At 55.1% G+C, this 13,307-nt stretch carries 9 protein-coding genes; 5 read left to right on the forward strand and 4 right to left on the reverse strand.

All coding sequences use genetic code 11. The features are described 5' to 3' along the window. Nucleotides 1–5 precede the first annotated feature (5 nt). Nucleotides 6–707, reverse strand: a complete 702-nt coding sequence (locus D5066_RS11105) for a phosphohydrolase (protein WP_119915956.1) — start codon at nucleotides 705–707, stop codon at nucleotides 6–8. A 284-nt stretch (nucleotides 708–991) separates the two neighbouring features. Between D5066_RS11105 and ompC the strand changes: the two genes are divergently transcribed. Continuing rightward, on the forward strand, nucleotides 992–2,155 hold the full coding sequence (ompC, locus tag D5066_RS11110; RefSeq protein WP_119915957.1) for a porin OmpC: 1,164 nt from the start codon (nucleotides 992–994) through the stop codon (nucleotides 2,153–2,155). A gap of 55 nt (nucleotides 2,156–2,210) precedes the next feature. On the opposite strand, the gene D5066_RS11115 is transcribed toward ompC, so the two are convergent. Beyond that, nucleotides 2,211–3,074, reverse strand: coding sequence for an N-acetylmuramic acid 6-phosphate etherase (locus tag D5066_RS11115; RefSeq protein WP_119915958.1), 864 nt, complete (start codon nucleotides 3,072–3,074; stop codon nucleotides 2,211–2,213). Nucleotides 3,075–3,239: 165 nt separating this feature from the next. Here D5066_RS11115 and D5066_RS11120 point away from each other — a divergent pair, with 165 nt between their 5' ends. Next, complete coding sequence (locus D5066_RS11120) at nucleotides 3,240–4,856, forward strand: sensor histidine kinase (protein ID WP_080329544.1); 1,617 nt, start codon at nucleotides 3,240–3,242, stop codon at nucleotides 4,854–4,856. Further along, nucleotides 4,853–5,572, forward strand: coding sequence for a two-component system response regulator DcuR (gene dcuR / locus D5066_RS11125; protein ID WP_119915959.1), 720 nt, complete (start codon nucleotides 4,853–4,855; stop codon nucleotides 5,570–5,572). Before D5066_RS11120 ends, dcuR begins: the two co-directional genes overlap by 4 nt. Here dcuR and D5066_RS11130 read toward each other — a convergent pair. Together D5066_RS11130 and D5066_RS11135 are read right to left on the reverse strand one after the other, a co-directional pair. Then, entirely contained in the window at nucleotides 5,553–6,515 is a 963-nt protein-coding gene (locus D5066_RS11130; protein ID WP_119915960.1) for an FAD:protein FMN transferase, read from the reverse strand. The two genes, dcuR and D5066_RS11130, sit on opposite strands and share 20 nt — an antisense overlap. 58 nt (nucleotides 6,516–6,573) lie before the next feature. Next, nucleotides 6,574–9,354 carry a flavocytochrome c gene (locus D5066_RS11135; RefSeq protein ID WP_119915961.1) on the reverse strand — a complete coding sequence of 927 codons (2,781 nt, stop codon included), beginning with the start codon at nucleotides 9,352–9,354 and terminating at the stop codon, nucleotides 6,574–6,576. A 610-nt stretch (nucleotides 9,355–9,964) separates the two neighbouring features. Here D5066_RS11135 and D5066_RS11140 point away from each other — a divergent pair. Next, nucleotides 9,965–11,473: an anion permease gene (locus D5066_RS11140; RefSeq protein ID WP_014884418.1), complete on the forward strand. Its 1,509-nt coding sequence runs from the start codon at nucleotides 9,965–9,967 to the stop codon at nucleotides 11,471–11,473. A gap of 52 nt (nucleotides 11,474–11,525) precedes the next feature. Further along, nucleotides 11,526–13,175: a class I fumarate hydratase FumA gene (gene fumA, locus D5066_RS11145; RefSeq protein WP_119915962.1), complete on the forward strand. Its 1,650-nt coding sequence runs from the start codon at nucleotides 11,526–11,528 to the stop codon at nucleotides 13,173–13,175. Nucleotides 13,176–13,307: the final 132 nt, after the last annotated feature.

The raw sequence follows: 13,307 nt of genomic DNA on the forward strand, positions 1-13,307 counted from the left end.
ACAGTTCACTTGTGCAAACTGCGACGGAAGCGGTGTTGAATCTGGCTATCCAGCCCGATGCAGTCGCCCTGTAATTCGGCACTGAGTTTCGCCATAAACTGAATCAGGAAATCGGCGTTGTGCTGCGCGAGCTCGCGCCCGACGTCCGTTTGCATTGTATCAGGCAAGCGCAGCAGCTTAGTCTGAAAATGGTCGAGAGCGAACGCCCTGTCGTCAAGCGGGCGTGCATCGGCAAACGGATCGTCCGCGTCAAACAGCGGCACCCCCAGCGCGCCTGAGACGGCAAACACGCGCGCCAGGCCGATCGCCCCCAGAGCTTCCAGGCGGTCTGCATCCTGCACTATTTTGGCTTCCATACTCTGCGGCGTAATTCCGGCGCTAAAGCTGTGCGCCTCAATAGCATGTTCTACGGCGGCATAGCTTTCTGACGGGAAATCGGGGAAATCGCGGTACAGAATGTCGCGCGTTCTGCGCGCCGCCAGGCGGGATGACTGCCCGCGTTCAGGATGGTTTTTCGGCAGGCTGACGATGTCATGAAAGTAGCAGGCGGTGAGGATCGTTAGCGGGTCGACCTGATGATGAACCATCATTTTCTGCGCCGTCATCCAGACGCGGCGGAAATGTGACACATCGTGCGCAGTGTCGTCGGTCGTGTGATGTTCTTTTAGCCAGGATTCAAAGCGCTGCTGCCACTGTGTGATATCCATCATATTTTCCTGTGATGAAAATGGAGGGGAATTATAACATAGCCAAATTAAATAAATTTAAAAATAGAAATTCGAAATACTTAATAATAATTACCCACAATGCATTCAAACAATTAATTCACATGAAAAATAAAGAGAGCAATAGAAATATTTTGCAATATTTTTACTGATTTAATTACATTTATTTTTGAACCAAAATAACAATCCGTAGAATAGTATCAATCGCGTAATTACGGAGGGTGATTACATATATTCATATTAATTATCTTTAAAGGGAATATATAATGAAAAGAAAAGTTCTGGCAATTCTGGTACCCGCGTTCTTAATGGCTGGCGCAGCACATGCGGCTGAAATGTACAACAAAAATGGCAACAAAGTTGACCTGTACGGCAAAGTAGACGCGCGTCATACCTTCTCTGACAACCCAGGCGACGACGGCGATGAAACCTATGTCCAGATTGGTTTCAAAGGCGAAACGCAGATCACTAACGAGCTGACCGGTTATGGTCAGTGGGAATATAAAACCTACGCTAACGATACCGAAGGCGCCGGTGATAAATCCTTTAACCGTCTGGCATACGCTGGCCTGAAATATGGCGAATACGGTTCATTCGACTACGGCCGTAATTACGGCGTCGTATATGACGTAGAAGCCTGGACCGATATGCTGCCTGTATTTGGCGGTGACTCTTACACCTGGACCGATAACTTTATGAACGGTCGTGCTAACGGTCTGGCAACCTACCGCAATGCCGATTTCTTCGGTCTGGTTGAAGGTCTGAACTTCGCGCTGCAGTATCAGGGTGCGAACGAGGGCCAGTATGCTCAGGAAGACCAGGAAGGCACTAAAAACGGTCATGATGACGTACGCTTCCAGAACGGCGACGGCTATGGCATGTCTACTTCCTATGACTTCTCCGGCGACCTGTCCGGCCTGAGCCTGGGTGCGGCATACTCTTCTTCTGACCGTACCAATGCACAAGAAGCTGCGGGCGTAAATAACGCGCGCTTTGCCAGCGGTAAAACCGCAGAAGCATGGACTCTTGGCGCGAAATATGATGCCAATAACATCTATCTGGCAATGATGTACGCTGAAACCCGCAACATGACTCCATATGGTGATTATGGAATCGCGGATCAGACCCAGAACTTTGAAGCAGTAGCACAGTACCAGTTCGACTTCGGCCTGCGTCCATCCCTGGCATGGGTTTACTCCAAGGGTAAAGACATGACTTACCCAGGCAACGCCAGCAATCCTCAGGGTCAGTCTGGTGACATGGACCTGGTTAACTACATCGACCTGGGTATGACCTACAGCTTTAACAAGAACTTCTCTACCTATGTTGACTACAAAATCAACATGCTGGACAACGATGAACGCTTCTATGAAGCAAACGGTATCTCTACCGATGACATCGTTGGCGTGGGTATGACCTACCAGTTCTAATCGCCATAAATACTAAAGCCCGCATTTGCGGGCTTTTTTCATTTCAAGGCTGAGTTTACGGCGCTTCCTGCAACGCCACGCGAATAAACCCGTTATTCTGCGCCAGCAGCTCATGGGCTTTCCACGCATCCAGGCCCGTCAGCACCATCAATACCGCCGTTTTACAGTTATGGTTACAGCTCTGCAGCGCGACTTTTGCCTGCGCCCGGGTGCATCCCCCCGCCTCCATCACGATGGCGATCTGCCGTTCGGCCCATTTAGTACTGCTTGCCTCAAGATCCACGCGCAGGTTGCTGTAAACGCGTCCGGTGCGAACGGCCAGCCCGGTGGTAATCATTGAGAGGATCATCTTCTGCGCAATCCCCGCTTTGGTATTGATATAGCCAGCAACCACATCAGCCCCCAGTTCCGGGGCAATCACCAGGCTTGCCAACTGTGCCGCTTCACTTTGCGCATCGCTGGTAATGACGGCCACCGGCGCCCCCAGCGACCAGGCATGCCGCATCGCTCCCCAGACCCACGGCGTTTTTCCGCTGACGGTCACCGCCAGCATCATATCGTGTTCAGCAAATTTGATGGCCTGCAGATCAGCGACCCCGCGCTCGTAACTCCCTTCCCCCTCTCCTGCCGTCACGGCAATCACCGGCGTTTTACCCGGCGCATAGTCATCCGCAGCCTGTTGGGCGACGCAGCCTGACGGGCCTGCGCCGACAATCACCAGACGGCCGCCGCGGTTAAGCGTCGCGGCGGCGTTATCCACCACGCGGGCGATCGTTGTTAAACAGGGGGTGATGGCATCAGAAATGCGGGCATCTTCCTGGTGAATAACCTTCAGCATGTCCAGCGTGGACAATCTATCAATGTTCATCGTGCTGGCGTGCCGTCTTTCCTTGACCGAACCGGTATGCGTAATGCTCATAAACAGCCTCCTTATTATGAGTACCCACACACTATAAAGTGTTTTATATGGATGACCTGCGAGTGGGGTCACGAAAAGAAGAGCACATCGACGCTTTTACATGGCTTTAAGAAAAGCCCATCATCAGCGATAATCACCCCCTTTCTTAATCATCGCGGAGTGTTGATGAGCGATTTGCAGCCTTTCCCTCTGACGCGCAAGCGCCCCATGAAACTGAATACGCTGGTCACGTTGATGGTATGCGCGATTATCGCCTCTGTGCTGCTGGTGGTCTTTGCGCTCTACTCCGTGCAAATAACCCGCGCGACCCGCGATGATGTAAAAGATACCGCTCTGGGCATCGCCCGCACGCTGGCCGACAGCCCGGAGATCCAGCGCGGTCTGATGCAGTCCCCGCAGGCAGACATCATTCAGCCCATCGCCAAAGCCGTCACCCAGCGTAACGATCTGCTGCTCACCGTGGTGACCGACATGCGGGGCATTCGTTATTCGCACCCGAACGAAGCGCTCATCGGTCTGCATTTTATTGGCAACGATCTGGAGCCCGCGCTGGAAGGCAAAGAGAATGTCTCGGTTAACCGCGGTGCCCTCGCCGAAGCGCTTCGGGTTTTCACGCCCGTCTATGACAGCCAGCACGATCAGATCGGGGTCGTCGTCGTCGGTATCTCCCTGAAAAAAGTGGAAGACCAGATAGCCCGCGGGCGGCTTAACGCCGTCTGGACCATTTTATTCAGTATTTTTATGAGTTCGATGGCGATTTGGGGGCTGGTGCGGGTACTGAAACGCATCCTTTTCGGGCTTGAACCTTACGAAATTTCCGCCCTGTTCGAGCAGCGCCAGGCGATGCTGCAGTCGCTTCGCGAAGGGGTGCTGGCCGTAGATATTCACGGCCGCGTGACGATGATTAACCACACCGCCAGAGAAATTTTGCTTCTGCCCTCCGGCAAACAGACGGAAAACGCCAGCGCGCCCCTGCTGGCCAGCCTGCGGGAAATTTCAAAGACGGGCATAGCGCGCCAGGATCAGGAGATCAGCTGTAACGGTCGGCTGCTGCTGTGCAACATGGTGCCCGTCAAAAGCCAGGAGCGTGTCATCGGCGCGATAGCCACCTTCCGCGATAAAACGGAAATCAGCCAGCTGATGCAGCGTATTGATGGCATGGTCAGCTACGTCGACGCCCTGCGCAGCCACACGCACGAGTTTATGAACAAACTGCACGTCATCCTCGGCCTGCTGCACATGAAGCGCTACGACAAGCTGGAGGAGTACATTATCCAGACGGCGCACAATTACCAGACGGACATTGGCACGATACAGAGCAAGGTAAAATCCCCGGTCATCGCCGGGTTCCTGCTGGGCAAAATCAACCGGGCGAAAGAGGTGGGCGTCAACCTGACGCTGGCCGACGAGTGTCAGATACCGGATACCGCCAGTGAAGAGCAGGTTGCGGTGCTGATCACCGCGCTGGGTAACTTAATCGAAAACGCGCTCGACGCGATGGAAGGACAGCAGGAAGGCGAGATTGGCCTGCTGCTGCATTATCAGAATGGCTGGCTCAGCTGTGAAGTCAGCGATGACGGCCCCGGCATTGATCCCACTCAGCTGGAGGCTATTTTTACTAAGGGGTTCTCAACAAAAGGTGAAAACCGCGGCGTTGGGCTGTTCCTTGCTCGCCAGCAGATCCAGAACCTGGGCGGCGATATCACCGTCGAGTCGGAGCCTGGCGTATTTACCCAATTTTTTGTTCATATCCCCTGGGATAGCGAGAGGAATATCGCGTGATAAATGTATTAATTGTCGATGATGACGCCATGGTGGCCGACCTCAACCGTCTGTACGTCAACCGTGTTGAAGGCTTCAGCTGCTGCGGCGTCGCCTCCACGTTCAGCCAGGCCAGGGCCATTATCAATAACCCCAGCCAGCCTGTCGATCTGGTGCTGCTGGACGTCTATATGCAGCAGGATAACGGGCTTGATCTGCTGCCCGATATTCGCGCGTCAGGTCGCCCGATTGATGTGATTATGATCTCCTCGGCCGCCGATGCCGCCACGATCCAGACCTCCATCCATTATGGCGTGGTGGATTATCTGATAAAGCCGTTCCAGTTCCCGCGCTTTGAAGAGGCGCTGAACGGCTGGAAGGCAAAGCACAGCCTGATGGGCTCGCACCAATATTACGAGCAGGCGGACGTCGACCGGCTGATCCACGGCGGCGCGCCGGAACTGGCGGACAGTAAAAAATTGCCGAAAGGGTTAACGCCGCAAACGCTGCGCACGATTTGCCAGTGGATTGACGCTCACCCGGAGACGGAGTTTTCTACCGATGACCTGGCAAACGCAGTCAATATCTCCCGCGTCTCCTGCCGCAAATACCTGATTTGGCTCGCGCAAATCAATATTCTGTTCACCAGCATTCACTACGGCGCTACCGGGCGTCCGGTGTATCGCTACCGCCTGCAGCCGGAGCAAATCGGATTGCTCAAACAGTACTGTCAGTAACGCGATAGCCGTTATCCAGAAGGGTAAAACGGAAGTGGTGCGCTGAAGAGAACACCACTTCTTTTGTTTTGGTCACAAAGATAGCTTCAATATCGGGGCGCGCGCGCAGGGCTGCACAGCCCTTTTCTACCCCCATGCCGTACATCAGGGTGGTCCAGATATCGCCGTCGATGGAGTCTTTTGAAATGATGGTGACGCTCTCCAGCTCGTTGTCCAGCGGATACCCGGTACGCGGGTCGAGAATATGGTGATAGCGCCTGCCGTTCTGCTCGAAGTAGCGCTCGTAGGTGCCCGAGGTCACCACGGAGAGGTTCTCCACCGTCATCGCGCCGATCAGCGCATCACCGGCGAACGGTTTTTTCAGCCCCACGCTCCAGCCGCCCTCTGGCGAACCTAACGTCTGGATGTTTCCGCCGAGGTTGATCAGCCCCAGCTCAGCGCCCTCTTTACGCAGGTAATCCCGCACCCTGTCGGCGATATAGCCTTTGGCGATGGCCCCCAGATCGATCTCCATCCCCGCTTTGGTCAGAAACACGCTGCTCTGCGCCTCATCAAGGATGACATCCTCGGGCCGGGTTATCGCCAACAGGGACGCAATGTCATCAGCAGGCGGAACGCTGTCTCCGCGAAAGCCAATCTTCCAGCGCTTCACCAGCGGGCCGATCGCCAGGTTAAAGGCGCTGTCTTTAAGCAGGCTTGCCGCTTTCGCACAGCGGATCAGTTCAAACACCGGACGACTGACGGCAACCGGATGCAGTCCCGCCGCATGGTTGATGTCCATTACCTGGGAATGCGCCCGGTTAACGGTGAGGAGATCTTCGTACTGTTTGATCAGGCGAAACACGCGGGACGCGAGGGCTTCATCGTGGGAGAAGAGCTTCAGGAGAATGGGCGAGCCCATCAGAACGGCGGAGTAGCTGTAAACACGATGGCTATCAGGCATAGCATGAGTCCTCAGATGTAGCCCCGGCAGGCACCGCGCCGCCGGGGAAACAGGAGCCTTACGTTCTTTTGGAGCGCATCGCCGCCTGATGTCCGGCAAGGGTACCAAAAATAATGATATCTGCCACCGCGTTACCGCCGATACGGTTGCCGCCGTGGATCCCGCCGACCACTTCACCCGCCGCGAATGCCCCCGGCAGCACGTTGTGGTTGCTGTCCAGCACGCAGGTTTCGGTGTTGATGGTCACGCCGCCCATGGTGTGGTGCACGCCCGGCGCAATCTGAATGGCGTAGAACGGCCCTTCGTTGATGGGCGCACGCAGCGCGGTGGTGCGACCAAAATCATCGTCGTGCTGTTTTTCAACAAAGCCGTTGTAGCGCTCCAGCGTTGCCAGGAACTGGTGATAATCCATACCCAGCGCTTCCGCCAGGGCTTTCGGCGAGCTGGCGCTGGTCACGAAGCCTTTTGCGATGTACTCATCTGCGGCTTTGTTTTTAGCACGAACATGCTCGTCAAAGACGATGTACGCGTATTTTTCCGGTAGCGCGATGATTGACGCCGAGACTTTATCGCGGGTCGACATTTCGTTGTAGAAGCGGTTGCCCTGCTGATTGACCAGAATCGCCCCGCCTCCGCGGATGGATTCGGAAATCAGGTACGAGGTTTTCTGCTCGACGGTTGGGTGGATCTGAATTTCGCCCATATCCACGGTGCCCGCCCCGATGCGCTCCAGCAGCGCGATACCGCCGCCGGTCGCCCCTTTGTGGTTAGTCGTGACGAATCCTGCCAGATCCGGGCGGTATTTCACCACCATCTGGCTGTTGGCGCTGAAGCCGCCGGTTGCCACGATCACGCTTTTGGCTGCCACAGTAACGGTTTCGTTCTCTTCGGTAGTCAGACGCACGCCGGTCACTTCACCGTTTTCGAAGATAATGTCGCTGACGGAGGTATCCAGCATCACCTCGATGTTGCGCTTGTTGACGTTACGCACCAGGCCGCTGATCAGATACCCCCCCACCGCAGAACCGTCTTTCGGACGGTGCGTACGGTCAATGCTCATCCCGCCGGTGGTGGTGATGTCGTTCAGCATAATGCCGCGCGTTGCCAGCCACTCAATTGCTTCCGGCGCATTCTCGACAAAGCGACGCAGCAGTTCCGGGTTGTTCTTGTTGCCGCCGCCTTTCAGGCTTTCCTGATAGAACAGCTCTTTGCTGTCCTGAATGCCCTTCACGCGCTGGAAGCGGGTTTCTGCGGCGTTCATACCGGCAGAGGCTTTAATCGTATTCCCGCCAATGGTTGGCATTTTCTCGACGATCAGCACGCTCGCACCTTCGTCGTGGGCCTGAATCGCCGCCGCCAGACCGGCGCCGCCGCTGCCGACCACCACTACGTCCACGCTTTTGGTCTCGTTCGGATCAGCGCCCTCTTCCGCCGCCAGCGCCTTGCTGGATTTCAGCATCGCTTTCGAGACGGCTTTCTTCACCGCTTCACTCTGGCTGGTTGCGCCGGTGATGGCATCCACGTGCGGGGTATTGGCATCCAGAATACGGGAGCGGATCTCTTCGAAGCTGGTGACAAACTCGACGTTTTCGCTCGGGCCGGAGGCCAGCTCAATGTCGGCAATGCGGTCGGTTTCGAGGCTGACGTTAATCACCAGTTCGTTCACGTCGTCCTGCACTTTCTCAATGAAGGTGCCGGGTTTGAATTTGGATTCGCCCATGCTCATGTCGCGGATCATCGCTTCCACCAGCGAGAAGCGCCACAGCGGCTCAGGGATGCTCAGTTCTTCGCGTTTGGTGCTGTCCATAAACAGCTCCAGGTTTTCACCGGCCTCAATGCGGTCTGTCCAGTCCGGGTAGGCAATAGTGGCGCGGCCAACGGCAATCAGGTCGTAACCGTGTTCCAGCGCTTCATTCACGTCTGAAGCATTTACCACGCCGCCCACGCCCATCACCGGAACCTGTGCCAGCGTTTCAGAACGCATCGCGCAGTATTTTTCGATAAGCGGCGTCGGATCCTGGGTGTCGACAATGGACGGACGCAGGGTGGCGCCCACGGAGAAGTGCAGATAGTCCACGCCGCGCGCCGCCAGTTTCTCCAGCAGGTACATGGTGTCGTCAAAACGAATGCCGGGGACTTCCATCTCTTCAGGTGAGAATCGATAGCCAATGATGAAGGCATCATCGGCGTACTGGCGCACCATTTTGTGGGTAATGTCCAGCACCGCCAGCGGGAACTTCGCGCGGTTATCGCGGCTGCCGCCCCACTCATCGTCGCGCTGGTTTGAATTTGGGGAGTAGAACTGCTGAATAAGATAGGTGTTTGCCCCGTGGATTTCTACGCCGTCGAAACCGGCCTGAATCGCGCGGCGCACGGCTTCGCCAAACTTGCCGATCATGCCTTCCACTTCTTCCGTGGTCAGGGCGACCGGCGTCGCGGCACCGTCACGCGGCGCGGCAATGGCGCTTGGGCCAACAGGCGTGCGGCCACCGATCAGTTTCGGGTCAACCATGCGGCCGCCGTGGTAGATCTGCAGCAGGGCTTTAGAGCCTTTAGATTTAATGGCCTCAGCGATTTTCGCCAGCCCGGCAATTTTCTCGTCGTTATCAATCCCGATTGCGCCCGGGAAGGCGAGACCGAGATCGTCGACAAAGCAGCACTCCACGATGATGGTACCAATGCTGCCGGAACGGGCCCGATAGTACTCCACCAGCTCGCTGGTAACGGTGCCGTCATAGTAGCCGGTACAGGTGGTCATCGGGGCCATTAACAAACGGTTTTTCAGTTCGGTGCCATTCGGTAATGTGAAGGGGCTAAGAATGCGTTCGTTAGTGCTCATAATAGAAACTCCAAACTTTTAAAAATTGAGAATTCGTTATCGGATTGATTTTTTATTTCGTCGTTTTTTGCCGATGTCATGATATTAATATAATGATTTTTTTAGTTTCTAAAGCTATTACGTTAGTTAAAAAACTATTTAATCCCTGCGATAACACGAATAATACATTGGTGTTAGCGATTGTCATTCAGGCATTCACAATATTTTAAAATTCGTTAAATAAAGAATGGTAAAACCATTTCACCAAAAATCAAAAACATCGAAATAAATCAACCAGATAACTTGAACTTAAAATTTAGACTGTTACAAAAATGATAAAATAAACCCGAAAAAAAGATAATAACCACATACGCCAGAGTGGTTATTAATAAAAGCATAAAAATAACACTGCAATTCTGTTTTTTTGATCTCGATCAATAGTTATGGCATTCAAAAGCGCAATATAAAAACATCATCATTTTTTAATTTAACGCAGACAAAAAAGCGTTAAATCGCTATTACTGAAAATACAAAAACGCACCTTTAATAACTAAAAAAAGAAAAGAAACTTAAGAAAGCAATTTTGACTTTTCAGTGCGACCGAATTTTTGACAACTTAAGACGTGAAACTATGAATACAAAAACTGCTGTAACGCCCCCGGTGGCGAACCAGGCATCAAATGGAAAAGCAAAACGACTGCTGATGATGGCATTGCCCGTCATCGTCGCCGTACTGCTGCTGTTTGTTCCCGTTCCTGAAGGCTTGCCGCCTTACGCATGGCATTACTTCGCCATCTTTGTCGGCGTGATCGTCGGGTTGATCTTCGAACCGCTGCCGGGCGCGGTGATTGGCCTGACAGGCGTCGTCGCCATTGCCCTGTGCAGCCAGTGGGTGTTGTTCAGCCCCGATCAGCTGGCTGACCCGAAATTCAAGCTGGCGGGCGCCTCCTTTAAGTGGGCGGTGAGCGGGTTTGGTAACTCCACCGTCTGGCTGATTTTCGGCGCCTTTATGTTCGCCGCAGGCTACGATAAAACCCGCTTCGGCCGCCGCCTGGCGCTGATTCTGGTGAAATATCTGGGTCGTCGCAGCCTGACGCTCGGCTACGCCATTACGTTTGCGGACCTGCTGCTGGCGCCGTTCACCCCGTCCAACACTGCGCGAAGCGGCGGGACCATCTACCCGATCATCGCTAACCTGCCGCCGCTGTACGGCTCAAAACCCAACGACCCAAGCGCGCGCAAAATCGGTTCGTATCTGATGTGGGTGGCAATCACCGCGGCCTGTATCACCAGTTCAATGTTCCTCTCCGCCCTTGCACCGAACCTGCTGGCACTGGCGCTGGTGAAAAGCACGGTCGGGATTGATATCTCCTGGGGCACCTGGTTCCTCGCCTTCCTGCCGTTGGGTATCCTGCTGATCCTGACCATGCCGCTGCTGGCCTACTGGTTCTACCCGCCAGAAGTGAAAGTGAACAATGAAGTGCCGCTGTGGGCGACCCGTGAGCTGGAAAAACTGGGCAAGCTGTCCCGCAATGAAATCCTGCTGCTGGTGTTCGTGTGCTGTGCGCTGCTGATGTGGATCTTCGCTGCCGCGTGGATCGAGCCTGCGATGGCAGCCCTGCTTATCGTCGGCCTGATGCTGTGGACCGGCGTGCTGGAGTGGAACGATATCACCGGTAACAAAGCCGCATGGAACACCTTCGTCTGGTTCGCCACCCTGGTGGCGCTGGCGGATGGCCTCTCTTCCACCGGCTTTATCAGCTGGCTGGGTAAAGAAGGCGGTCTGTTAATGAGCGGTATCTCGCCGGGCGTGGCGACAATCGTCCTGCTGCTGGCGTTCTACCTGCTGCACTATCTGTTTGCCAGCACCACCGCGCACACTACCGCGCTGCTGCCCGCGATGCTGACCATCGCCTCCACCATTCCGGGCATGAATATGGAAGTGTTCGTTCTGCTGATGGTGACCTCGCTGGGCGTGATGGGGATCATCACCCCGTACGGTACTGGCCCAAGCCCGATTTACTACGGTAGCGGCTACCTGCCAACCAAAGACTACTGGCGCCTCGGCACCATCTTCGGCGCCATCTTCCTGGCGGCCCTGCTGCTGATTGGCTATCCGTGGATGTCCATGATGTTCTGATTCCTGACCGCCGGACTTCTCCTCCGGCGGTTTTATTTTTATGGAGCAAGCTATGTCAAACAAACCGTTTTTTTATCAAAACCCCTTCCCTCTCGCGCACGATGACACCGAATACTATCTGCTGACCAAAGAGCACGTTTCCGTTGCCGAATTCGACGGTCAGGAAGTCCTGAAAGTCGAGCCGGAAGCCCTGACCCTGCTGGCGCAGCAGGCCTTCCACGATGCTGCGTTTATGCTGCGCCCTTCCCACCAGAAGCAGGTCGCCGCCATTCTTAACGACCCGGAAGCCAGCCAGAACGATAAGTACGTTGCCCTGCAGTTCCTGCGCAACTCCGAAATCGCGGCCAAAGGCGTGCTGCCAACCTGTCAGGATACCGGCACGGCAATCATTATGGGTAAGAAAGGCCAGCGCGTCTGGACCGGCGGCGGTGACGAAGCGGCGCTGAGCCAGGGCGTATATAACACCTATATTGAAGACAACCTGCGCTACTCGCAGAATGCGGCGCTGGATATGTATAAAGAGGTGAATACCGGCACCAACCTGCCCGCGCAGATTGACCTCTACAGCGTCGACGGCGACGAGTATAAATTCCTGTGCATGGCGAAAGGCGGCGGCTCTGCCAACAAAACCTACCTCTATCAGGAAACCAAAGCGCTGATCGCTCCGGCGAAGCTGAAAAATTACCTGGTTGAGAAGATGCGCACCCTGGGCACTGCGGCCTGCCCGCCATACCACATTGCGTTTGTGATTGGCGGTACCTCAGCGGAAAGCACACTGAAAACCGTCAAGCTCGCTTCCACCCGCTACTACGACGCGCTGCCAACCGAAGGCAACGAGTACGGCCAGGCGTTCCGCGACGTCCGGCTCGAACAGGAACTGCTCCAGGAAGCCCAGAACCTCGGCCTCGGCGCGCAGTTTGGCGGTAAATACTTCGCCCACGATATCCGCGTGATCCGCCTGCCGCGCCACGGCGCCTCCTGTCCGATCGGCATGGGCGTCTCCTGCTCAGCAGACCGCAACATCAAAGCGAAGATCAACCGGGACGGGATCTGGATTGAGAAGCTGGAACACAACCCGGGCCAGTATATTCCTGAATCACTGCGCCAGCAGGGTGAAGGCGATGTGGTAAGCATCAACCTGAACATGCCGATGAACGAGATCCTGGCGCAGCTTTCCGCGCACCCGGTCTCTACCCGTCTCTCCCTGAACGGTACCATCATCGTGGCGCGCGATATCGCCCACGCGAAGCTGAAAGAGCTGCTCGACAACGGTGAAGAACTGCCGCAGTACGTCAAAGATCATCCGATTTACTACGCGGGCCCGGCCAAAACGCCGGAAGGTTACGCGTCTGGCTCACTCGGCCCGACCACGGCGGGACGTATGGACTCGTATGTCGACCTGCTGCAATCCCACGGTGCGAGCATGATCATGCTGGCAAAAGGCAACCGCAGCCAGCAGGTCACCGACGCCTGCCATAAGCACGGCGGCTTCTACCTCGGCAGCATTGGCGGCCCGGCGGCGGTGCTGGCGCAAAACAGCATTAAGAGCCTGGAGTGCGTGGCGTATCCGGAGCTGGGTATGGAAGCCATCTGGAAAATCGAAGTGGAGAATTTCCCGGCGTTTATCCTGGTGGATGACAAGGGCAATGATTTCTTCCAGCAGATCCAGAACAAACAGTGCCAGGGCTGTTCACAGCGCTGAGATTTTCCATAACGCCAGCAGCAGCGACAGCGAATCGTTGATTAACTCGCGCTGACGCTGCCCTGTATGGAGAATAGTTTTTCTATTCTCCATACACGCCATACAAACGCTTTTTCTTCATTTTAGCCAGCC

The organism is Enterobacter chuandaensis (genome assembly GCF_003594915.1).
GTDB classification, from domain to species: Bacteria; Pseudomonadota; Gammaproteobacteria; order Enterobacterales; family Enterobacteriaceae; genus Enterobacter; species Enterobacter chuandaensis.

Excerpts from the sequence above, each read along its gene's own strand:
- D5066_RS11105 (WP_119915956.1), bottom strand. The coding sequence starts at position 707 with ATGGATATCACACAGTGGCAGCAGCGCTTTGAATCCTGGCTAAAAGAA.
- ompC (WP_119915957.1), top strand. The coding sequence starts at position 992 with ATGAAAAGAAAAGTTCTGGCAATTCTGGTACCCGCGTTCTTAATGGCT.
- D5066_RS11115 (WP_119915958.1), bottom strand. The coding sequence starts at position 3,074 with ATGAGCATTACGCATACCGGTTCGGTCAAGGAAAGACGGCACGCCAGC.
- D5066_RS11120 (WP_080329544.1), top strand. The coding sequence starts at position 3,240 with ATGAGCGATTTGCAGCCTTTCCCTCTGACGCGCAAGCGCCCCATGAAA.
- D5066_RS11130 (WP_119915960.1), bottom strand. The coding sequence starts at position 6,515 with ATGCCTGATAGCCATCGTGTTTACAGCTACTCCGCCGTTCTGATGGGC.
- D5066_RS11135 (WP_119915961.1), bottom strand. The coding sequence starts at position 9,354 with ATGAGCACTAACGAACGCATTCTTAGCCCCTTCACATTACCGAATGGC.
- D5066_RS11140 (WP_014884418.1), top strand. The coding sequence starts at position 9,965 with ATGAATACAAAAACTGCTGTAACGCCCCCGGTGGCGAACCAGGCATCA.
- fumA (WP_119915962.1), top strand. The coding sequence starts at position 11,526 with ATGTCAAACAAACCGTTTTTTTATCAAAACCCCTTCCCTCTCGCGCAC.